This window comes from Streptomyces sp. NPDC005728 (assembly GCF_040630895.1).
Lineage (GTDB): Bacteria > Actinomycetota > Actinomycetes > Streptomycetales > Streptomycetaceae > Streptomyces.
On sequence record NZ_JBEXYL010000081.1, the window covers coordinates 1 to 20,760 of the forward strand.

Sequence of the window (20,760 nt, forward strand, 5' to 3'; positions counted from 1 at the left end):
GTTCACGCACCAGGCCTCGCGGGCTGCGTCCCGCAGCCGGCGCCGCATCTCCTTGTCGTCCTCGGGCAGCGCGTTCACCTGCCGGAACCGCAGGGCGGCGAGGGTGGGGTGGTGGTCCCAGGCACCGTCGACGCCCTCCGACACCGCGGTCTCGGGCCAGAACAGTGTCGCGGGCGAGGGCCATGCCTCGTCCCACGGGCGCTCCGCCTCCGCGACGAGCGTCCATTCCTGTCCCTCCGGCCGCACCTCCCGCGGTACGAGGGTGAGCCGGGCCCGCACGGTCACGGTGCCGCCGGCCCGCCAGCGCGCCTCGAAGATCCGTTCGGGGGAGTCCTCGGGCGCGGGCGGCTCGGCGAAGTCGTCGATGTCCCCGCTCTCCTTGTGCCGGCGAAGGGTGCGGCGGACGACGTCCTCGCCGGCGGGACCGGTGTGGCGGCCGCGGGCCGCCCAGAGGGTCTGCGGGATGGTGGCGCGGTCGGTGGCGGAGTTCGACATGGGCCAATCTGCTGATGGGGTCGGGTGCGCCTTCCAGTATCACCGCCCGGGGACGGAACGGGTCGGCCGGGTCCCCATGCGGCGCGCCGCGGCGAGCGCGCACCCCCGCGCACGGGACGCGCGCCCCGCACCCGGGGTGCGCGTCGCCCGCATCGCGCGACCGCAGTTCACTCGTCCCCGGACCGTCGCACGGTGCCGAGAATGGTCGTTCGAACGGGGCCCGCCCGACCATCCGCTCAGGGGAGGGTCCCGTTCATCCGTTTCGGGGAGGGCCCCGTTCCTCGTCGGTTCCTGCATTGCGTAGGCGCTCGATATATATCGGCAGCCGAGATATCATGTCAGCATGGCATCGAGGAACATGACCCGAGCGGCGTTCTTCGTCCTCACGGCGCTCGCCGACCAGCCGCGGCACGGCTACGGCATCCTGCGCGAGGTCGAGGAACTGTCCGACGGGGAGGTGCAGTTGAGAGTCGGCACCCTCTACGGGGTACTGGACCGGCTGACCGCCGACGGACTGATCCTGCTGGACCGGGAGGAGGTGCAGCAGGGCCGCCTGCGGCGCTACTACCGGCTCACCGACGAGGGCGTGGCGGCCCTCGACGCGGAGGCGGAGCGCATGGCGGCCGGCGCCGGTGCCGCCAAGCGGCGCATCGCCGAGGGCCGCCGGGCCGCCGCCCCGGCCGACACCGCTCCCGAACCCCCCACGGCACCCGGACTCGCGGGAGGCTTCGCATGACCACGCTGCTGGAATCTCGCTACCGCGCCGTTCTGCGCCTGCTCCCCGCCTACTACCGGCGCGAACGGGAGGAGGAGATGGTCGAGACGTACCTGTGGGACGTCGACCGCGACACGCAGGACCAGAGCCGGCCCACCCTCGGCGAGGTGGCAAGCATCGCCGCCCTCGCCGTGCGCAGCCGACTGGGAGCGGCGGGCGCGCCGCGCCGCTACGTCCTCCTCGGCTCGACCGTCCGGCTCTTCGCGCTGTTCGCCGTGCTGGTCCAGGCGGCCGCCGGGGTCGTCGAACTGGCCCTCGAACTGGCCTGGGCGGCCGGCCGGGGCGGTGCGGGACGGCACCTGTTCCTGTCGCAGTTCACCGACCAGGGACTTCTCACCGCAGTGGTCACGGCCGCGCAGTGGATCCTTCCGCTGCTGTGGACGGTGGCCTACTTCGCCCTCGTCCACGACCGCCGCCGCCTCGCCCGGGCATCCGCGCTGCTCGCCGCGCTGCCCACCCTCTGGCCGCTGCTCGGCCCGCTGACGGGCGCGCTGGTCCCGGCGGACCCGGCGTTCGCGACCGCCTTCGGGCTCCTGGCCTGGCTGCCGGCGCTCGCGCTCTGCGCCGCCCACCACCGGGACGCACCCCCGGCCCGGCTGCCCGCCGGCTCGCCCGGGCTGGTCTTCATGACCGCCTGTGTGGTGATGGGCGCGTCCATCGTGGTGCTGCCCGCCCTCCCCGACCTGGCCTGGGCGCCCGCGAGCTGCTTCGTCGTGGGGGCGCTCGGCTGGCTCCTGTGGCAGGCCCGGGGCGGTGACGGTACGACGCCCGGCGGCGCGTTCGCCCTGGCCGCGCTCGGCCTGCTGATCCTTGCGGTCCGGGTCGCGGCCCTCTACCCCTGGCTGCACCTGCCGGTGCCCGCCGAGTACCTCGGCGGCGGTCTGGTGCAGACGGCCGCGCTCGCCCTGCTGACCGTGGCGCTGGCGGTGGTCGGCCGCCGGGACCTCGTCGCGACCGAGCCGGGCCTGTCGTGATCGGCCGGCCCCGGCTCAGTGCGGGAACGCCCGGGGCGGCCGCTGACGGGGCAGCTCGTCACGGAATTCGGCGATCAGCGAGCTGATCTGCCGCATCAGGACCGTGCCCTCCAGCCGGTCGAGGTAGAGGTTGGCGCGGGCCAGCGCGGGCAGGTCCACACAGAAGTAGAGGGCCATCAGCGGATTGACGAACAGCTCGCTGTTCCGGGTGCGCTCGGTGAACCGCACGTCGCCGAAGTCCCCGCGCACGGCCGCGGCGACGGATCCGTGGACGATGCTGGGGTGGCTCTCGTGGCACCGCTGGGCGTGGGCCACCGCGTCGAGGTAGAGGGCGCCCTCCTGGCTGTCGCGCGGAAGCGAGAACGCCCCGAGATAGGCGCCCTCGCGGTCGAGCGCGGCGAGGTTCTCCAGGAAAAGGGAGTGGTTGACGCCGTGATAGGCGTCCACCCCGAAGCCCACGCAGGCCACCAGCCGGTGCGGGACCTCGTCGAGACCGGCGACGGCGGCCAGGCTCGCCATGTCCTCCTCCGGTGTGCCGAGCCCGTGCTCGTCCCCGCGCATCAGGATGTCGGTGCCGCCGTCCACGAGCACGACGGCGTCCACGCCGCCCAGATGCCCGAGGAGCGCACGGTAGGCGGCGCGCAGCGGTTCGACACCCGTACGGGGAAAGGCGTACACGGTGTCGGGCAGTCCCTGTGCCTCCAGCCACCGGGCCAGCGCACGCTCGGGGAAGTAGTCGCCGCGCAGCAGGGTGTCGGGGCGGACGGCGGCGACGTCCGGGGCGACCCAGGTGTCCAGGTCCAGGCCGTACAAGTCGGCGAAGGACAGGTTGGCCAGATGGACCTCCACACCGGCGGACCGCAGCGCGAACGCCAGGGGCAGACCCGCGTAGACGTCGAAGCCGCCGCCCGCGCCGGCGACGAGCACGCGGCGCGCCTCGCGCAGGCGGGTGAAGAAGACGGGCTCACGGAGGGAGATCATCGCAGGACCCTAACAGGGCCGTCCCGGACGGCCGTTCACCCGGCTGCTGCCGCCGCTGCCCGCCTGGGCCGCACGCTGCGAAGGGGGCCGGCGCCAAGGCGCCGGCCCCCTCACGGGCATAGGGATCAGGCGGCTTACGCCCCGCTCTCCCGCAGCATGTCCTCACGCTCGACGAGCTTCACGCGCTCGCGGCCCTGCGGCTCGCCCAGCGCCCGCTCGGCGGCGTCCAGCTTGTACCAGCCCTCCCAGGTGGTGAAGCGGACCTCGCGCTCGGCGAGGAAGGAGTCCACGGCCTCCGGCGCGGGCGAGTCCGGCGTGTGGAGGCGGCCGTTCGCGTAGTCGTCCAGCAGGTTGGCCACGGTCTCGTTGGCGTCGCCCTTGGTGTGGCCGATCAGGCCGACCGGGCCGCGCCGGATCCAGCCGGTGACGTACGTCGACGGGAGGTGGCTGCCGCTCTCCTCGATGACGCGGCCGCCCTCGTCCGGGACCGTGCCGGACTCGACGTCCCACGGCAGCTTGGGCAGCTTGTCGGAGAGGTAGCCGACGGCCCGGTACACCGCGGTGATGTCCCAGTCCTTGAACTCGCCGGTGCCCTTGACGTTGCCGGTGCCGTCGAGGGCGGTGCGCTCGGTGCGCAGGCCGACGACCTCGCCGTTCTCGCCGAGGATCTCCGTGGGCGACTCGAAGAAGTGCAGGAACAGCTTGTGCGGCCGGCTGCCGATGTCCCGGATCGCCCAGTTCTCCAGGGTCTTGGCGACCATGTCGGCCTGCTTGTTGCCGCGCCGGGTCTCGATCGAGCCCTCGTCGTAGTCGATGTCCTCGGGGTCGACGATGACCTCGATGTTGGGGGAGTGGTCCAGCTCGCGCAGCTCCATCGGGCTGAACTTGGCCTGCGCCGGGCCGCGGCGGCCGAAGACGTGTATCTCCTTGGCCTTGTTCGCCTTCAGACCGTCGTAGACGTTCGGCGGTATCTCGGTCGGCAGCAGCTCGTCCGCCGTCTTGGCGAGGATCCGGGCCACGTCGAGCGCCACGTTGCCGACGCCGAGGACGGCGACCTTCTCGGCCTCCAGCGGCCAGGTGCGCGGGACGTCCGGGTGGCCGTCGTACCAGGACACGAAGTCGGCTGCGCCGTAGGAGCCGTCCAGGTCGATGCCGGGGACGGGCAGCTCGCGGTCGGCGGTGGCGCCGGTGGAGAAGATCACCGCGTCGTAGAAGGCGCGCAGGTCGTCCAGGCTGATGTCGGTCGGGTAGTCGACGTTGCCGAACAGGCGGATCTGGGGCTTGTCGAGCACCTGGTGCAGGGCGGTGATGATGCCCTTGATACGCGGGTGGTCGGGGGCGACGCCGTAACGGATCAGGCCGAACGGGGCGGGCATCCGCTCGAAGAGGTCGATGGACACGCCGGGTTCGGCGGCCACCTCGGACTTCAGCAGGGCGTCGGCGGCGTAGATCCCGGCAGGGCCGGCTCCGACGATGGCTACCCGCAGGGGGCGCGGCATGATCAGTTCCCTTCGAGCGTGAACAGGCGACTCGATCGGGAAGCCTAGACTAAGGCAGACCTAAGTTAGTACGCGGGTCCGGTCTATGACCTCATAAGCGGATCTTATGACCTCTCCATGGGGCTCTTATGGAAGAGAGGGTCCAGGGGTGTTTCCCCTGCCTTCCCTTCCTGCTGTGCCATGGCCGACCCTGGTCTCGGTGCACCGAGGACGGTTGCCGGCAGCGAGGGGTGAGCGCGCGTGGGCGGACGCGGGGAGACGACCGTCGTGGTGACCGGCGGCAGCGGCTTCGTCGGCAGCCATCTCGTACGGCGGCTGCTGGAGCGGGGCCATCGGGTCCGCACCACGGTACGCCGCACCGCGAACGCGGTGAAAGTACGGCCGCTGTGGGAGATGCAGGAAGAGTTTCCCGGCCGGCTGACGCTGTTCGAGGCGGACCTGCTGAAGGAGGGCTCGTTCGACGAGGCGTTCCGCGGCTGCCCGGTCGTCTTCCACGTGGCCTCGCCGTTCCTCATGCCGGAGCGGATCAGGGACGCGAGGCGGGACGTGGTGGACCCGGCGCTGCTCGGCACCCGCAACGTGCTGGCAAGCATCGAGCGCACCCCGGAGGTCCGGACGCTGGTGTTCACCTCCACCGTGGGCGCGGTCTTCGGTGACTACGCGGACGTCCTGCGCATGGACGGCCGACTGCTCTCCGAGCGGTACTTCAACACCACCAGCACGGTGGAGAACAACCCCTACCACTACGCCAAGACCCTCGCGGAGCGCACGGCCTGGGACGCCGAGGCGGCGCAGGACCGCTGGCGCATGGTCTCCGTCAACCCCGGCCTGGTCCTGGGCCCTTCCCTCACCCCCGCGTCCGAGTCCGGCAGCCTCTTCCTCCTCGACGAACTGTTCAAGGGCTACTTCTGCTACGGCGCACCGGACTTCAGCTTCACCACGGCCGACGTGCGGGACGTGGCCGACGCGCACATCGCGGCCGCCGAGAACCCCGCGGCCAAGGGCCGCTACATCGTGGCGGCGGAGACGATGACCTCGTTCCACGAGATGTCCCGCATCATCCGCGCCCTCCACCCCTACGACCCGCGCCTGCCGCGCACCGCGCTCCCGCACTGGCCGGTACGCGTCCTCGGCCCCTCCTTCGGACTCACCCAGGACTACATCCGCAAGCACCTCGGCATCCGCTTCCGCGTCGACAACAGCCGGAGCATCCACGAACTGGGCCTCACCTACCGGCCGGTGGCACAGACCCTGCTGGACCACTACGAGAGCTGGCGCGCGCGACGGCGCGACCAGGGCTGAGGCGGGTGCGCCGACGGCATCAGGCCGGCCGGATCACCCGGTGGATGGCCGCCTCGCCGGCACCGTAGATCGACTCCTCGCGGATGTACGACCCCGGGCCCGGTGCATGGACCATCGTGCCGTTGCCGACGTACAGGCCCACATGCCGGTCGTCGTCGAAGAAGAGGAGGAGGTCGCCGGGTTCCAGGCCGGCGAGCGTCACCGGGGTTCCGGCGAGCGCCAACTGGTGCGCGGCACGGGGCAGCGTGACCCCGGCCGCCTTCCACGCCGCCCCGACGAGGCTGGAGCAGTCGTACGAGTCCGGCCCGGTCGCACCCCACACACACGGCTTCCCGATCTGCGCCCGGGCGAACGCGATGGCTTTCTCGGCGCGCAGCGCGCGGGACGACTCCGGGGTGGAGGGGACGCGGGCGAAGGAGCCGGTGTCGGCCGTGGGTGCTGCGGCGGTGGGGATGAAGGAGCCCGTGTCGGTGAGGGGGTTGACGGTCAGCGGCGCGAAGGATCCGCTGTCACTGAGCGGGTTGGGTGCGGGCGGTGCGAAGGCCGCGGTGTAGATCGGTGCGTTGGTGGTTAGCGGCGGGAAGGAGCCCGTGTCGGTGAGGGGGTTGACGGTCAGCGGCGCGAAGGCCCCGCTGTCACTGAGCGGGTTGGGTGCGGGCGGTGCGAAGGTCGCGGTGTAGGTCGGTGCGTTGGTGGGCGGTGCGAAGGAGCCCGTGTCGGTGAGCGGGTTGGCGGTCGGTGGTGCGAACGAGCCCGTGTCGGTCGTCGTGAGCGGGGTGACCCCGTTCGGGTTCGGTACGCCGACCGGCGGTGCCCACTGCGGCTGCTGCCACTGTCCGGTGTCGAGCTGACCCGGCTGCTCCGGGCTCAGCCGGCCTGCCTGCTCCGACACCTGCTGTGCCCCGGTGTTCCAGGCCCCTTGCGCGGAGGGGAGGGCAGCGGGCGTGGCGAGCTCAGTGGTGTACCGGGACAGGACCTCCCGAGCCGCGGCGAGCCTGCGCCGGTTGTTCGCCTTGAACTCCGCGGGGGAGGGGCGCCGGGGCGCGTCCGCCGAGCCCGGCAGCTCCCTGGGTGCTTGCACCGGAGTGCCCAGTGCGGCGGGCGGCGCGGCGACGGGCAGGACGGCTGTGCCGCCGCCCGTCAGCTCCGGGATGCCCCGGCCCGGCGTCGCCGCTGGACCGGGCGCGCCCGCACCCGGCAACTCCGCGACAGGTCTCCCGAGTTGCATGGGGCGGCCATCGTCCGAAGCCCCGGTGGCTCCTGCCTCCAACGCAAGCCGAGGGCGGCCGTTCCGGTCCGTCGAAGCGCCGGCCGGCAGTGCGGGCAGGGCGCGATCGGCGGGACGGCTGCCCGAACCGGGAGGCAGCTCGGGCAGTCCGACGCTCAGGGCCTCCCGTGCACCCGCCTCTGTTCGGTCCCGGGGGCGGGGCGGGGTCGCCGGGCCGGCAGGCCGGCGGTCGGCGGGGAGCGCCGCGGGAACCGTCGGCCCGAGTTTGGCGCGCGCCACGTCGAACCACTGTCGGGCCATCGCGTCGAGGGCGGGGTCCGGCCCCCGGCCCGACCTCTTGGCCAGCGGGACCCCCCTCGTGCGTGTCGCCGCCGACATGGCCCGGGTCGCGTTGTAGTTCCCCGTCGCGTTCTCGGCCTGTTCGTAGAGGGAGTCGATCCGCTGCCGAACCTCGTCGCGGCTCTCCGGCGCCATGGAAGACGTGCTCCTTCCTCGCCCCGCAGGGCAGTCGGGCCGAACCCGGTCTCGATCGAGCCCCGGCCCCGGACGCCACGGCGGATTCGCTGGGTGCAGCCGGGCGGCCTGGCGTCAACCTAGCCAACGTGTGTGCCTCGTGTGAAGGTTGAAGTGCGGAATGTCCGATACATATTTGTGATGTTCGCCGTGGCATTCGAGTGGGAAGGCGTCTCGCTCTTCCGGTGGACCTGGTCCCGACGACGCGTTCCCGTATCCGGCCGACGGGCCCCGCCCCCGGATTCCTGTCGGTTCCCTGTTAATTTCCGGTCCGGTTGAACACGCGGGTGCGGTCATCCGTATGGGGCGTGGGAACTCCATGCCCGCCCGCCCGCTCCACGCAAGGGGAAGACCTTGGTACGCAACAGGCGCAGACGCCCGACCGGCGCACGACGCGCGACCTTCGCAGCGGTCGCCCTGATGCTGGGCGGCGGCGGGCTGGTCGCCGCGAATGTCTATGCCTCCGCCGCCGAGGGCGCGTGGGGCGGCGAGAGCGGCCCCGAGGCGACCGGCCAGGTCAGGTCCGCGGGCATGGCCACGATCGACTGCCCGGACATCGGCAGCCGGCTGACGTCGGTGCCGGACGAGGCCCGTGAGGACGTGGACCGCGAACTCGCGCAGCTGGACCAGCAGATCGCGGCCGCCTACCAGCAGCTTCAGGCTTCGGCGGACTCCGTCCGCCAGGACCCCGCGGCCGCCGACGGTCCGATCATGAACCCGCTGAAGGAGCAGCGGTCGGCGACGATCGAGCGGATCGCCGTCGCCATCGACCGGGCGGGGGACCGGCCGGAGGGGCTGGAAGCCCTGGCCGCCTGCACCCTGCGCCCCGGCCAGGACGACGCGGGCGGCGACACCGGCAGCGCCGGCCAGAGCACCGCCGCCCCGGGCGACGGCGGTCAACAGGGCGGCGGCCAAGGGCAGAACGGTGCCGGACAGGGCCAGAACGGTGCCGGACAGGGCGGCAACGGACCCGTCGCCTCCGACTACGCGGACATCACCTCCGTACAGCCCAACGTGCCGAACCCGCCCCAGCAGGACCAAGCCTCGCGCGGCACCTTCACCTCCGAGTGCGGCGTCAACGCCAACGGACTGTTCAACTCCGACAACGTGATCGTCGCCCCCGGTGTCTCCAATGGCGCCCACCACTTCCACGACTACATCGGCAACCAGTCCAACGACGCCTTCGCCAGCGACGACGACCTGGCCGATGCCGACACCAGCTGTGTCGACCAGGGGGACAAGTCCACGTACTACTGGCCGGTGCTGCGTCTGCAGAACGGCAAGCAGGAACGGGACGCTGGCGCTCCGGGCGGCGGCACCGAGGGCAACGCGGGCCAGATCGTCACGGCCAAGCAGGTGACGCTGACGTTCGTGGGCAGCCCGCAGGGCAAGGTCACCGAGATGCCGCGCCTGCTGCGCATCATCACCGGTGACGCCAAGGCCTTCGTCAACGGCCCCGCCAATGCCAACGCCTCGTGGAGCTGCACCGGTTTCGAGGACCGGCAGCTGAAGGACAAGTACCCGCTGTGCCCGTCCGGCAGCGACGTGGTGCGCACCTTCCGCTTCCAGAGCTGCTGGGACGGCCGCAACATCGACAGCGCCAACCACCGCACCCATGTCGCCTTCGCCGGCCCCGACGGCTCCTGCGCCGAGGGCTTCCAGGCGATCCCGCAGCTGGTGCAGCGCATCGTGTACGACGTCGACGCGCCGAGCCTGAACGACGGCGGGCGGACGGTGCCGCTCTTCGCGGTGGACTCCTTCCCCGAGCAGCTGCACAAGCCGGTCACCGACCACGGCGACTTCATCAACGTCTTCGACGAGGACCTGATGCGCGAGATGGTCGACTGCATCAACTCCGGCCGGACCTGCGGACCTCGCGGCGGCGACGACTCCGGTGCCACCACGGCGCCGAGCCCTGGCGGCGACAACGGTGCGACGGCCGACCCGGGTACCGGCGACAACGGTGCGACGGCCGACCCGGGTACCGGCGGCGGCGCGGAGGACCCCGGTACGAGCGACCCGGCAGCCCCTGCTCCGGCCTCCTCCGGCCCGGCACAGGAGCCGAGGACCTACGCGACGACCGCGCCGGCGAACACCACCAAGCATCACCGGCCCGCGAAGCAGGACAAGCAGGCCGAGCAGACGGACCAGGCCAAGCAGACGGAGCCCGCCAAGGCCGACCGGGCCGAGAACGGCACCTCGGCCGCTCCGTCCGCAGCGGGCGGCGGCGAGGTCGGCAAGGCCACGCAGACCCCCGCCGGCAGCCAGAGCCCGACCCCGTCCACGCAGACGCAGCCCCCGGTCGCGCAGACGGAACCCCAGGCGGTCCAGGGCGGCCTCGCCGAGACCGGCGCGCACCTGTGGCCCGCGGCCATCGGCATGCTGCTCGCCCTGTCCGGCCTGATCATGCTGCTCCGGGCCAAGCGCCTCCGCTACTGACCTCACCTCACGAGCACGCGGACGGCGGCCGCATCGCACCAGCGATGCGGCCGCCGTTCCGTTACGGACAGCCGGGACGCACTGCGGCACGCAGGCTGCGGACTACTTGTGGGAGCGCTCCCAACCGCATGAGGATGTCCGCATGGCCTCCAAGAACCCCCGCCCCGCCATCCGCCCCTACCGCCCTGCCGACCGCGACGCGGTGGCCGACGTCTGCGTCCGCACCGCGCACAACGGTGGCGACTCCCGCGCTCGCTATGGGGACCTGCGCCTGATGCCGTCGCTCTTCGCCGAGCCGTACTGCCACCTCGACCCGGACCTCGCCTTCGTCCTGGACGACGGCGAAGGCCGGGCAGTGGGGTACGTCGTCGGTACGGCGGACACCGAGCGGTTCGTCACGGACTTCAGGAGGGTGTGGATCCCGTTGCTCGCCGACCGGTACCCGGAACCCACCGCGCCGCCCCGCACGCCCACCGAGGAGATGATCGGCCTCCTGCACCGCCCGGAGCGCATGCTCGTGGCCGGACTCGCCACGTACCCCGCCCATCTGCATATCGACCTGCTGCCGCCCTGGCAGGGACGCGGACACGGCCGCCAGTTGATGCGCACGCTGCTGAACGCCCTGCACGAACGGCTGGTTCCGGCCGTCCATCTCGGCATGGTGACCGTCAACACGGCCGCCCGCGCGTTCTACGACCGGCTCGGCTTCCACGAGATCCCGGTCGCGGACCCCGGCCCCCTCACCTACCTGGGCCGGGCCACGACTCCGGACTGAGCACCCGCCGGGCGGTGTCCGTCACAGGATCCGCAGTGTCTGCTTGGCGAGTTCGTACGCGGGGAGCATCGCATGGTGCTCCGCGGTGTCCATCCCGCCGAGGTGCAGCACGACCGGCCCCTGCGCTGTGGAGACCGCCAGGGCGCGCTCCTCCTTGGTCTCCTCAAGGAGCTTGCTCGTGTAGACGTACTCCACCTCCACGCCGGAGACGCCGGTGGCCGTCTTGAAGGAGCGGTACTTCTCCTTGCTGGTGTTGTCCTCGGCGGCGACGAACTGCCGCAGGACCGTGCGCGCGTCGGCGTCGCCCGGCTTGCCCGTCCACACCCGCAGGAAGCCGATCTTCCCGGCGGGCTTGGCGTCGATCTCGCAGGCGGTGGTGACCGGGCCCTGACGGAGGAAGGCGTCGGCGAGCGCACCCGTGACGTCGCCGTCCGACCCCTTCGAGGACTTCGACAGTTCCTTCTCGGCGTCGATCCCCTTGGCCTTCCAGCGCTTGGCGATGTCGAAGCTCACCGGCAGCTCGCAGGCCGAGCCGGACGGGCCGACCGTACCCCCGCTCGCCGTGGCCGCACTCTTCGCTCCCGCGCTCCCGGACGACGGGCTCCCCGACGCTTTCGCCCCCGCGTCCGTCGACTGGGCGCACCCTCCCAGCGCTGCCGCAAGCATCACCGCCAGGATCACTCGACCCCGCACGGACCCCACCCTGACCTGCACTGTCGTCTCCCCTCCTGATCAAGGCGGCCACTCTAACCGAGGGCACCGACAGCGCCGTACGCAATAACGGCGGCTCAGCGCCCGTCCCGCCGGCAGTGCAGGAACAGGTGCGGCTCGGGGACGGCCTCGGGATGGGCCGGGGCGAACGTGGCGTGCTCCTCGGACAGGACCGTCAGGCCCGCCCCGGTCACCAGCTCCGTGAAGTCCCCGGCGGCGAAGCTCGTCACCCGCACCGGCTGCCCCATGAACACCGCGTCGACTGCCTCCACGTCGAGGGGCACGGTGGCCAGGGCCGCGAGCCCCCCGGGCCGCAGCGCACGCGCCAGCCGGCCCACGACGGCCGACTGCTCGGCACGGGACATCTGGAGCAGCGAGAAGTACACGCACACCGCGTCGAACGAGCCCTCGGCGAGCGGAAGTTCACGGATGTCGGCGAGCCGGAACTCGGCCCGGGGAACCTGCCGGGAGGCGAGGTCGACCATGACCGGGGAGACGTCGACGCCCAGCACCGTGTGCCCCGCCTCCGTGAGCGTCTGCGCGGTCGGCCGTCCCGTCCCGCTGCCCACGTCCAGCACCCGGCTGCCCGGCTCGAGCCGGTCCAGCAGCCACTGGAGCGAGGCCCGATGCGCCTCGGAGGAGGCGAACGCCTTCTCGTAGTCGAGACCCAGCGCGTCGAACACCACGGCGGCCGGTGCCCGCTGATCGTCCTCGCCCAAGACCGCTCCTCCCGTGTCCCGTCCAGGTGTCCCGCATCGTTCCACCCCCGGCCCGGGGCCCACAACGCCCCGCGCCGGGCGGCGTTTGCGGGCGCGGCACCGGCAGGGCAGGGTTCGGGTCGTGCCTACCTTGCTGATCGTGCATCACACCCCCTCACCCAACTGCCAGGCCCTGTTCGAGGCCGTCGTCTCGGGCGCGACCACACCGGAGATCGAGGGCGTCCGGGTCGTGCGGCGGGCGGCCCTGTCCGCCACCGTCTCCGACGTCCTCGAGGCCGACGGGTATCTCCTCGGTACCCCGGCGAACCTCGGTTACATGTCCGGCGCCCTCAAGCACTTCTTCGACCAGGTCTACTACCCCTGCCTGGACGAGACCCGGGGGCGTCCCTTCGGCTACTACGTACACGGCGGCAACGACGTCACGGGCGCCGTCCGTGCCATCGAGGCCGTCACCACCGGCCTCGGCTGGCGCCGCACCGCCGAGGCGGTGACCGTCACCGGCCAACCCGGCAAGGCCGAGGTGCAGGCCTGCTGGGAGCTGGGCGCCACGGTCGCGGCCGGGCTCATGTCCGACGCCTGAGTGATCTTCGCGCGGTGGCCCTGCGCCCCCGCCCCGCGGCGCCGGAGCCGCGCATGGCGGCGGTCGCAACCGTCAGCGGCCCCTTCCGCCTCGCCCGGGAGGAACCGCCCAGGCCTGTCCCATGGAGGGTTCCGGCGTATCTGTGTCACGCCCCTGCCTGGACGGATGGAAGTGCGGGCGCGGTGTCCCTGGCCGACGATGGGACGGGGACCGTGCCCGACGGGCGCGGTCGTCCACGGCAGTGCGTCGTCGAGTCGAGGGAGCGTCGGATGCGAGCGGACGGCCACGCTCCCGGACGGTCCGCGCAGGACGAGCAGGAGGCCATGGAACTGCTGCGCCGGTGCGCACGGGACGTGGTGGACGTCGCCGAGGGCATCCGCGAGGTGTGCGCGCGCACCGGCGCCGCGCTGTTCGCGCCGGCTCTGTCCGCTTCCACGCGCCGCCGTCCCCGTACCGCTCTCGCCGCACGGTGGGCGCTGCTGCGGGCACTGACCGACAAGCAGGGCCTGGGTGGTCCGGCGATCACGGCACCGAACGGCACGGGGCATGTGCTCGGCGCGGCCACGAGGGTGCGGGGCCGGGAGAGCCTGGCCGCGCGGGTGGCCGTCACCTCCCTGCGGCTGAGGATCGCCGCCGTGCTGGCCGACCACCCCGAGTTCGAACGCGATCCGGGCATGCGCCGGCTGACGCACGCCCTCACCGCCGACCGCGACCGGGCGGCCGTACGGTCCCTGCGCGGCCTGTTCCGGGACCAGGGCGCCCAGCGCGCGCTGTCCGGGCTCGCGCCCCTGATGTCCGAACTCCTCGCGGTCCGCGTGCTGCTGGACGAGGACCCGATGAACGACGGGACCGGCCGGGCGCCGGCCCGGCAGCGGGCCGCGGGCCGTGAGCTGCCCGCCGATCCGGTGAAGGGCATCAGCGCCACCCACCTCGCCGGCACGGACCGGGGCGACGGCGCCGCCGAAGCCGTCGACCTCACCGACCAGGAGAAGCAGATCATCGCCACCGAGGGCTCCTTCCTCGGCTTCCTGCGCAACATCGAGGTGCTGTCCGCCGACGGACGGATCCTGGTGCAGAACGTGCGCGGGCCCGACGGCGTCGTCCGGTACGTCGTCCAGGCACCCGGCATGGCACCCGGCCGCCCCCGCAACGACTCCCCGCAGGACTTCGTCGGCGCATGGCGCACCCTCTTCACGCCCGACTCGCCCTACACCCGCTCGATCCTGCGCGCCCTCGACGACTACGGCATCCCGCGCGGCGCCGACCTCGCCCTGATCGGACACGGCGAGGGCGGGATCGCGCTGATGAACCTCGCCCAGGACGAGGAGTTCTGCCGCGCCTACCGGATCACGCACATGGTCGCCGTCGGTTCCCCGGTCGGCGGCGAGAAACCCGCCGACCCGCGCACCTGGGTCGCCGGCATCACCAACCAGCACGACATCGTGCCCGTCCTCGACGGCAGGGGAGGGGGCTCCGCCGTCGAGGACGGGCACCCGAACCGGTACGAGGTCGACTACATCGGTCCCGGCCACGAGTTCCCGCTGTGCCACACGGTCCGCGCGTACACGGAGCACCTGCGGACCGTCGTCCCCGAGGCTCGCGAGCACATCGACGAGGCGCTCAGCCGCTACCGCGGCCCCGTGGTGCGCACCCGGGCCTACCAGCTCAAGAACCGCGCCCACCCGCCCGAGGGCTACCCCTTTCTCACTCTGCCCACCACGTCCATCCCCACCACGACCGGCCCCGTCGACATACCGGTGCGCTACTACGACTCCGCCGCCGCCCACCTGTGCTTCCCGGTCCGCGCCGAGACGGCGCGCCGACTGCTGCCCGACGTCACCTGGATGGTGCCGAGCCGGCTCGGCCGGCGGGCGCTCGCGGTGCTGTCCCTGTTCGAGCACCGCTGCTCCACGATCGGCCCCTACGCCGAGATCGCCCTGTCGGTCCTCGTCGACGACCTGTGGCGGCCCCGCCCGTACGACGTCGCCGCCGACCTTCTGCGCCGCGTCGACCTGCGCCGCACCGGCCGCTACGTCCTCTCCCTCGCCGTCACCAACGAGGAGGCGCGTGTCGTCGCCGAGCAGATCTGGGGCCTGCCCGTCGTCCGCTCCGCCGTCGAGGCCGATCTGACGCATCGCCATCTGCGCGTCATCGCGCCGGAACTCGGGCTCGCGGTCGAGGGGCGCCTCGGCCCGGGCGTCCGCTGCCCCGAGGCGGACCGGGTCCTCTACGGCCGGCGCGGCGGCAGCACCGTGCGCACCCTGGTCCGGACTCACGGACGGCTGCGGCTGCACACCGGAACCGGCGTACGGGTGCGCCTGGACACCGCCGCGGCCGAACCCATGGCCGGGCAGCTGCGCCGGCTCGGCATCGACGCGGCCCGGCCGCTCTTCGTGCTGACCAGCCCGCAGTTCATGGTCCACCGCAGCGCCGGCGCGGTCCTGCCGCGCTGAACCCCGTACGCACACACGCGAGTGGGAGCCGTCATGGTCACCGAGTCCCTCCGAACGATGCCCCCGATGAACGAACTCCTCGACCGGGCAGGCAGGTTGCACGCCGACGCCGACCTGATGGACGGCTACGCCCGGCGACTGCTCGCCACCGCGTCGGCACTGACCGGCTGCGCGCTCGCACCCGAGTGGAGCCGCCCCACCTTGGAACGGCAGGCGGCCGCATGCACCACGGCCGCGCGGCAACTGCGCGCCGCCGCACAGGCGTTGCTCGCCCACGCGCGAGCCTGAGGTGCCGGTTCGGCAGACGGTAGCCCGGGAGCGCTCCTGGGGGCGAAGCCCGCCGGGGTGAACAGACGCACGAGTGGAACGGTCGGCCGGGTGGGCCGTCGCCTCCGCGTCCACGCGCCCCGGGCCCGGCCACGCCCGAGGGCCCGCACGCCGGACGACGACGGGCTCGTCCCCACCGGCGACCGCTGACGGTTCGGTGGCGGCGTTCGCACATCCGGGTGGTAGCTGCCGCCGTCCTGGGCCGAACGAGTTGTCGCAGCCCGGAACTGTCGCTTCCGGACCGGATAATCACCACTCATGCAGCTCCTGACAGCACGTGTCCCGGCGCGGCGCGCCCCGGTGGCCGTCACCGGACTGGGACTGGTCACACCGGCCGGAGTCGGCCGGGACGCAGCGTGGGCGGGCCTGTGCGCCGGGCAGTCCACCGCGACCGCCGATCCGGGCCTCGACGGACTCCCCGTGGCCTTCTCCTGCCAGGTGCCCGACCTCGACGCGGTGGGCCCGCTCGGGCACCGGCTCAGCCGCCGTCTGGACCGCTTCACCACCTTCGCCCTGCTCGCCGCCCGGGAGGCCGTCGCCGACGCCCGGCTCGTACCGGGGGGCTGGGACGGGGCCCGCGTCGGCGTCGTGATGGGGGTCGGCACCGGTTCCATGCAGGGCTGGCAGGCCGAGTTCGACCGGCTCGCGGCCCGTACGCCGGAGCGGGTCTCGCCGCTCGCTCTGCCGCGCAGCGTGCCCAACATGGCCGCCGCCGAGATCGCCCTGGACCTCGGCGCACAGGGCCCGAACTTGGTCGTCAGCACGGCCTGCGCCTCCGGCACCAGCGCGCTCGGCCTGGCCCGGGACTGGCTGCTGTCCGGCGCCTGCGATCTGGTCCTCGCCGGGGGCAGCGAGTCGGCCCGGCTGCGGATGACCGCCGCCTGCTTCGCCCAGATGCGCGCCCTGTCCCGCCGCGCCGACACGCCCCATGCGGCCTCCCGCCCGTTCGACCGCGACCGTGACGGCTTCGTTCTCGGCGAGGGCGCCGCGGTCCTCGTCCTGGAACGCACGGAGGACGCCCGGGCCCGCGGCGCCCGGCCCGCGGCCCTGCTCCGTGGCTTCGGCGCCTCCTGCGACGCCCACCACTTCACCGCCCCGCAGCCTGAGGGCGACGGCGCCGCCCGCGCCATTCGAGCCGCCCTCACGGACGCCGGCCTCGCCCCCGAGGACGTCGACCACGTCAACGCGCACGGCACCTCCACCCCGCAGGGCGACGCGGCCGAGCACAACGCGCTGCACCAGGTCTTCCGCCGCCCGCCTCCCGTCACCGCCGTCAAGGGCACCATCGGGCACGCCATCGGCGGCGCCGGCGCCATCGAGGCGGCGTGCACCGTCCTCACCCTGCGCCACCAGCTGATCCCGCCCACCGCCAACCTGGACACCCTCGACCCGGCGATGGACCTGGACGTCGTCACCAAGGTCCCCCGCCCCCACCGCATACGAGCCGCCGTCAGCAGCTCGTTCGGCTTCGGCGGTCAGAACGCCGTACTCGCCTTCACCGCCGTCGACTGACAGCGGCGCCCTCTGGCACGTTCCCCAGCCGAAAGGTCTGCCCCTTGTCGGAGTTCTCGGAACCCACCCTGCCGGCCGGCAGAACGCGATCCTGGCCAGGCGCCGAGCAGCTCATGATCGGCGTGTTCGTCGCCGTACCGTTCGTGGCGCTCCTCGCGGCCGTGCCCCTCGCCTGGCGGCACGGCCTGAGCCCCACGGACCTCGCCCTCGCCGTCGCCTTCTACCTCGTCAGCGGACTCGGCATCACCGTCGGCTTCCACCGGCATTTCACGCACGGGTCCTTCAAGGCCGGACGGCCGCTCAGGATCGTCCTCGCCCTGGCCGGCAGCCTCGCCGTGCAGGGCCCGCTGCTCATCTGGGTGGCCGACCACCGCAAGCACCACCGCTTCTCCGACCGAGACGGGGACCCGCACTCGCCCTGGCGCTACGGCCGTTCGCCCCGCGCCCTCGCCAAGGGCATGTTCTACGCCCACCTGGGCTGGCTCTTCGAGACCGAGCACGCCCCGCCCCGCACCTACGCGCCCGACCTCGTCCGCGACCGCACGCTGATGCTGATCTCCCGGCGCTTCGGCGTCCTGGTCCTCGCCTCCCTGGCCCTGCCGGCGATGCTGGGCGGGGCACTGGCCCGGTCCTGGCAGGGGGCGCTCACCGCGTTCTTCTGGGCCGGGCTGGTGCGGATCTGCCTCGTCCACCACGTCACCTGGTCGATCAACTCCATCTGTCACGCGGCCGGTTCCCGGCCCTTCCGCAGCCGGGACCGCTCGGGCAACGTGTGGTGGCTGGCCCCGCTGTCCTTCGGCGAGTCCTGGCACAACCTCCACCACGCCGACCCCACCAGCGCCCGGCACGGCGTGCTCACCGGCCAGCTCGACGCCAGCGCCCGCCTGATCCGCTGGTTCGAGCGTCTCGGCTGGGTCCACGACGTGCGCTGGCCTGACCGGCACCGCGTCACCGCCCGCCAGCAGGGGAACGGGGGACCGCAGGAATGACTGTCCGGCAGCACGTGCACGTCCGTGGCCGCGTCCAGGGCGTGTTCTACCGCGACACCTGCCGCCGGCTCGCCGAGGAACGGGGCGTGGCGGGGTGGGTGCGCAATCTGTACAACGGCGACGTGGAAGCCGTCTTCGAAGGACACCCCGACGACGTAGCCGGCATGGTGCGCTGGGCGGCCGAGGGCCCGCCGGCGGCGCAGGTGGTCCGCTGCACCGGTGTCGCCGAGGAGCCCGAAGGCCGCGCCGGCTTCCGCGTACTGCCCGATGCCCCGCCGGGTGACGACCCGCTCGACGGGTAGGGCGACCGGCCGTCGGCCTCAGCGCACCCGCTCGGCCGCCGCCCGTGTGAGGTGGCGCCGGGGCGCGCCGGTGTCGGCCCGCGCGGAACCGTCGGCGGAGTCGACGAGGGGCCGTACGAAGAGGCTGACCGTGGCCTTCTCCGTGAAGCCGTTGCGGCGCATCAGCCCGGCCGAGGCGGTGTTGCGCCGCTCCACGTCCGTGACCACGCACACCGCCCCGGCCGCCGCGAGCCGAGCACAGCACTCCTTCACCAGCCGCGAGGCCGCCCCGCGGCCCTGGTACGCGGGGTCGACGGCGATCCACTCCAGATAGCCCCAGTCGGCGCGCTGCTCGAACGACAGCGACCCGAGGACGAAACCGGCGACCCGGTCGCCGTCCAGCATCACCAGACAGGCGGAGTCCGGCGCGTCCAGATGCCCGGCGACCGCCGACAGTGACCAGCCGGTGTAGGGCATGGCGTCGGTGTCGTAGACCCGGTGACCGAGGTCGAGGACGGCGGTGAGGTGCTCGAAGCCGAGAGGGCCCAGGGTCAGCTCGGAGGTCGGCGGGGCGTCGGCCATGGGCACTCCCTTGTCGGTGCGGCGTTTCGCAGCATATGTCCGAATGGAAGGCCCGGCACCGCCGACGGCGGACGCCTGCGGACGGTCAGGCGCAGTACGTGGCGGCCGTGGCCTCGTGCCGGAGCCAGACGGAGTCGACCACGCGTCCGTCGGGCAGGGTGTGCCGGGGCGGCCCCTCGTCCGGGACGAAGCCCGCCCGGGCCAGGGCCCGCCGGCTCGCGGTGTTCCCGGTCTCCGCGCCCGCCCGGACCCGGGTCATCCCGAAGTGCGTGTGCGCGAGCAGCGCCCCGGCCCGGAACAGCTCCGCACCCAGGCCCTGTCCGCGGCAGCGCGGTGCCAGCCAGCCCCCGATCTCTCCCGCGCTGTGCTCCAGTTGCAGTGCTCCGGCATAGCTGAGGTCGGCCCTGCGCACACAGACCAGGAAGACCGGATCGTCGCGGCCCAGGGTGAAGGGCCGCGCCAGCGAGCGCGGGCCCCGGCGGCCGTCGTCGCCCGCGGGCCGCCGTTCCAGCAGGGCGCGTCGCGTACCCGGGTCGGGCGCGACCAGGTCGGCATGGTTCCCGAGCCACCGCTGGGCCTCGGCGTCCGCGCAGGCGGCGAGCGCCGCGGCCACGTCGAGGTGCGTCCGGGGCGTGAACAGCAGCAGCCGCTCGGTGGCGAGGACATGCCTGTCGGGCTCGCAGCGCCCGGGTGTGGGCAGCCCCGACCCGTACCTTCTTCGGCGGAACGGTGACCAGATCACGGGACCCCCCCGGGTGGAACGGCCGCCCGGCGGAAGGCCGAGCCCGTACGGGCTCCGGGATCGCCGGCGGATGCGAACGGCACGCATCGGGCCGAATCTACCGGGGAATCCGGCGGGGCCGGATTCCTGTGTCCTGGGCAGGCGCTGTCGTTGTCGCGCCGCGTCTGCCCAGACCCGGCGTCGTGTCAGCCCACCGGCGGCCGGTGGACTTCGGCCGGATCAACCGGACCCGGTTTCGGGCGGGTCCGGGTCCAGGACGGGTCGGCGGGCAGGTCAGGGACAGGAGTCGGCCGGGACATGGTGCGTGGTTCCTTCGGACGAGTGGGGGTCGGTCCGGGGGAGGGCTGGGGGTGGTGCGGGGTCGGTCCGGGGGAGGGCCGCTGACGGAGCGGGGTCGGTTCGCGGGAGCGCTGCGGGTGGTGCGGGGGCGGCCGGGTCCGGGGTGCGGGGTGACGTCGTCAGGTCCGCCCAGACGACGCGCGCGGGCCGGCCGGGTGCGAGGGCCACGCCCCAGTCGATGCTCAGCGCGTCGACGAGGAAGAGCCCGCGTCCGTTCTGGTCGTCGGGCCCGGACTGCCGCGGGACCGGGCGGGCCGGGCCCCGGTTCTGGTCCTCGACCTCGAGGCGCACCCGGTCCGTGCTGCTGTGCACCCGGCACACGATCTGTTCGCCGGCCGCGTGCACCAGCGCGTTGGTGACCAGCTCCGAGGCCACGAGGACCACGTCGTCGCGGGCGGGCTCGTCGACGCCCCAGGCGGCCAGCAGGTCGCGCAGCACCCGGCGGGCCGTACCGACCGCCGCCGGCAGGGCCGGCAGCTCGAAGGCGGCTGCGGGGCCGGAGAACACGGCCCCGGAATTCACGGCTCCGGAATTTCCGGCTTTG

At 73.1% G+C, this 20,760-nt stretch carries 18 protein-coding genes and 2 pseudogenes; 11 read left to right on the forward strand and 9 right to left on the reverse strand.

Annotated features, from left to right (window positions below):
• A pseudogene (locus ABZ471_RS36460) lies at window positions 1–495 on the reverse strand (hypothetical protein); the annotation flags it as partial.
• Between the two features lie 358 nt (window positions 496–853).
• Here ABZ471_RS36460 and ABZ471_RS36465 point away from each other — a divergent pair.
• Together ABZ471_RS36465 and ABZ471_RS36470 are read left to right on the forward strand one after the other, a co-directional pair.
• Entirely contained in the window at window positions 854–1,231 is a 378-nt protein-coding gene (locus tag ABZ471_RS36465; protein WP_359072712.1) for a PadR family transcriptional regulator, read from the forward strand.
• Window positions 1,228–2,244: a hypothetical protein gene (locus tag ABZ471_RS36470; RefSeq protein WP_359072666.1), complete on the forward strand. Its 1,017-nt coding sequence runs from the start codon at window positions 1,228–1,230 to the stop codon at window positions 2,242–2,244. The genes ABZ471_RS36465 and ABZ471_RS36470 overlap by 4 nt, the downstream gene beginning before the upstream one ends.
• 15 nt (window positions 2,245–2,259) lie before the next feature.
• On the opposite strand, the gene ABZ471_RS36475 is transcribed toward ABZ471_RS36470, so the two are convergent.
• Both ABZ471_RS36475 and ABZ471_RS36480 read right to left on the reverse strand, forming a co-directional pair.
• Entirely contained in the window at window positions 2,260–3,225 is a 966-nt protein-coding gene (locus tag ABZ471_RS36475; RefSeq protein WP_359072668.1) for a DUF1152 domain-containing protein, read from the reverse strand.
• 134 nt (window positions 3,226–3,359) lie between these two features.
• Window positions 3,360–4,724, reverse strand: a complete 1,365-nt coding sequence (locus tag ABZ471_RS36480) for an FAD-dependent oxidoreductase (RefSeq protein ID WP_359072669.1) — start codon at window positions 4,722–4,724, stop codon at window positions 3,360–3,362.
• A gap of 240 nt (window positions 4,725–4,964) precedes the next feature.
• On the opposite strand from ABZ471_RS36480, the gene ABZ471_RS36485 reads away from it, so the two are divergent.
• A complete protein-coding gene (locus ABZ471_RS36485; protein ID WP_359072670.1) occupies window positions 4,965–6,026 on the forward strand; it encodes an NAD-dependent epimerase/dehydratase family protein in 1,062 nt (353 codons plus the stop codon).
• 19 nt (window positions 6,027–6,045) lie between these two features.
• Here ABZ471_RS36485 and ABZ471_RS36490 read toward each other — a convergent pair.
• Window positions 6,046–6,426, reverse strand: a pseudogene (locus ABZ471_RS36490) (C40 family peptidase); the annotation flags it as partial.
• Window positions 6,427–8,187: 1,761 nt separating this feature from the next.
• Here ABZ471_RS36490 and ABZ471_RS36495 point away from each other — a divergent pair.
• Together ABZ471_RS36495 and ABZ471_RS36500 are read left to right on the forward strand one after the other, a co-directional pair.
• Window positions 8,188–10,206 carry a DUF1996 domain-containing protein gene (locus ABZ471_RS36495; protein WP_359072714.1) on the forward strand — a complete coding sequence of 673 codons (2,019 nt, stop codon included), beginning with the start codon at window positions 8,188–8,190 and terminating at the stop codon, window positions 10,204–10,206.
• A gap of 142 nt (window positions 10,207–10,348) precedes the next feature.
• A complete protein-coding gene (locus ABZ471_RS36500; RefSeq protein ID WP_359072672.1) occupies window positions 10,349–10,981 on the forward strand; it encodes a GNAT family N-acetyltransferase in 633 nt (210 codons plus the stop codon).
• 21 nt (window positions 10,982–11,002) lie between these two features.
• Here the strand turns inward: ABZ471_RS36500 and ABZ471_RS36505 are convergent, their stop codons facing one another.
• Both ABZ471_RS36505 and ABZ471_RS36510 read right to left on the reverse strand, forming a co-directional pair.
• Complete coding sequence (locus ABZ471_RS36505) at window positions 11,003–11,695, reverse strand: lipoprotein (RefSeq protein ID WP_359072674.1); 693 nt, start codon at window positions 11,693–11,695, stop codon at window positions 11,003–11,005.
• A gap of 74 nt (window positions 11,696–11,769) precedes the next feature.
• Window positions 11,770–12,411: a class I SAM-dependent methyltransferase gene (locus ABZ471_RS36510; RefSeq protein WP_359072675.1), complete on the reverse strand. Its 642-nt coding sequence runs from the start codon at window positions 12,409–12,411 to the stop codon at window positions 11,770–11,772.
• A 121-nt stretch (window positions 12,412–12,532) separates the two neighbouring features.
• On the opposite strand from ABZ471_RS36510, the gene ABZ471_RS36515 reads away from it, so the two are divergent.
• The 6 genes from ABZ471_RS36515 to ABZ471_RS36540 all read left to right on the forward strand — a co-directional run bounded on the left by ABZ471_RS36515 (window position 12,533) and on the right by ABZ471_RS36540 (window position 18,574).
• The gene (locus tag ABZ471_RS36515) at window positions 12,533–12,991 is read left to right on the forward strand and encodes an NAD(P)H-dependent oxidoreductase (RefSeq protein ID WP_359072677.1); all 459 of its coding nucleotides are present in this window, start codon (window positions 12,533–12,535) and stop codon (window positions 12,989–12,991) included.
• 269 nt (window positions 12,992–13,260) lie between these two features.
• A complete protein-coding gene (locus ABZ471_RS36520) occupies window positions 13,261–15,444 on the forward strand; it encodes a hypothetical protein (RefSeq protein WP_359072678.1) in 2,184 nt (727 codons plus the stop codon).
• A gap of 66 nt (window positions 15,445–15,510) precedes the next feature.
• Window positions 15,511–15,732 (forward strand): hypothetical protein, encoded by a 222-nt coding sequence (locus tag ABZ471_RS36525; protein ID WP_359072680.1) that lies wholly within the window; start codon window positions 15,511–15,513, stop codon window positions 15,730–15,732.
• A 297-nt stretch (window positions 15,733–16,029) separates the two neighbouring features.
• On the forward strand, window positions 16,030–17,283 hold the full coding sequence (locus tag ABZ471_RS36530; RefSeq protein WP_359072681.1) for a beta-ketoacyl-[acyl-carrier-protein] synthase family protein: 1,254 nt from the start codon (window positions 16,030–16,032) through the stop codon (window positions 17,281–17,283).
• 44 nt (window positions 17,284–17,327) lie between these two features.
• The gene (locus tag ABZ471_RS36535; RefSeq protein WP_359072682.1) at window positions 17,328–18,272 is read left to right on the forward strand and encodes a fatty acid desaturase; all 945 of its coding nucleotides are present in this window, start codon (window positions 17,328–17,330) and stop codon (window positions 18,270–18,272) included.
• Window positions 18,269–18,574, forward strand: coding sequence for an acylphosphatase (locus ABZ471_RS36540; RefSeq protein ID WP_359072684.1), 306 nt, complete (start codon window positions 18,269–18,271; stop codon window positions 18,572–18,574). Before ABZ471_RS36535 ends, ABZ471_RS36540 begins: the two co-directional genes overlap by 4 nt.
• Window positions 18,575–18,592: 18 nt before the next feature.
• On the opposite strand, the gene ABZ471_RS36545 is transcribed toward ABZ471_RS36540, so the two are convergent.
• The 3 genes from ABZ471_RS36545 to ABZ471_RS36555 all read right to left on the reverse strand — a co-directional run bounded on the left by ABZ471_RS36545 (window position 18,593) and on the right by ABZ471_RS36555 (window position 20,738).
• Window positions 18,593–19,135, reverse strand: a complete 543-nt coding sequence (locus tag ABZ471_RS36545) for a GNAT family N-acetyltransferase (protein WP_359072686.1) — start codon at window positions 19,133–19,135, stop codon at window positions 18,593–18,595.
• An 85-nt stretch (window positions 19,136–19,220) separates the two neighbouring features.
• Entirely contained in the window at window positions 19,221–19,877 is a 657-nt protein-coding gene (locus tag ABZ471_RS36550) for a GNAT family protein (RefSeq protein WP_359072688.1), read from the reverse strand.
• Window positions 19,878–20,150: 273 nt separating this feature from the next.
• Window positions 20,151–20,738, reverse strand: coding sequence for an ATP-binding protein (locus ABZ471_RS36555; RefSeq protein WP_359072689.1), 588 nt, complete (start codon window positions 20,736–20,738; stop codon window positions 20,151–20,153).
• Between the last annotated feature and the right edge of the window lie 22 nt (window positions 20,739–20,760).

Bases quoted from the DNA above. Each gene is read 5' to 3' on its own strand.
- ABZ471_RS36540 (WP_359072684.1), top strand. From the start codon at position 18,269: ATGACTGTCCGGCAGCACGTGCACGTCCGTGGCCGCGTCCAGGGCGTG.
- ABZ471_RS36465 (WP_359072712.1), top strand. From the start codon at position 854: ATGACCCGAGCGGCGTTCTTCGTCCTCACGGCGCTCGCCGACCAGCCG.
- ABZ471_RS36475 (WP_359072668.1), bottom strand. From the start codon at position 3,225: ATGATCTCCCTCCGTGAGCCCGTCTTCTTCACCCGCCTGCGCGAGGCG.
- ABZ471_RS36480 (WP_359072669.1), bottom strand. From the start codon at position 4,724: ATGCCGCGCCCCCTGCGGGTAGCCATCGTCGGAGCCGGCCCTGCCGGG.
- ABZ471_RS36495 (WP_359072714.1), top strand. From the start codon at position 8,188: ATGCTGGGCGGCGGCGGGCTGGTCGCCGCGAATGTCTATGCCTCCGCC.
- ABZ471_RS36545 (WP_359072686.1), bottom strand. From the start codon at position 19,135: ATGGCCGACGCCCCGCCGACCTCCGAGCTGACCCTGGGCCCTCTCGGC.
- ABZ471_RS36530 (WP_359072681.1), top strand. From the start codon at position 16,030: ATGCAGCTCCTGACAGCACGTGTCCCGGCGCGGCGCGCCCCGGTGGCC.
- ABZ471_RS36470 (WP_359072666.1), top strand. From the start codon at position 1,228: ATGACCACGCTGCTGGAATCTCGCTACCGCGCCGTTCTGCGCCTGCTC.
- ABZ471_RS36500 (WP_359072672.1), top strand. From the start codon at position 10,349: ATGGCCTCCAAGAACCCCCGCCCCGCCATCCGCCCCTACCGCCCTGCC.
- ABZ471_RS36525 (WP_359072680.1), top strand. From the start codon at position 15,511: ATGAACGAACTCCTCGACCGGGCAGGCAGGTTGCACGCCGACGCCGAC.
- ABZ471_RS36520 (WP_359072678.1), top strand. From the start codon at position 13,261: ATGCGAGCGGACGGCCACGCTCCCGGACGGTCCGCGCAGGACGAGCAG.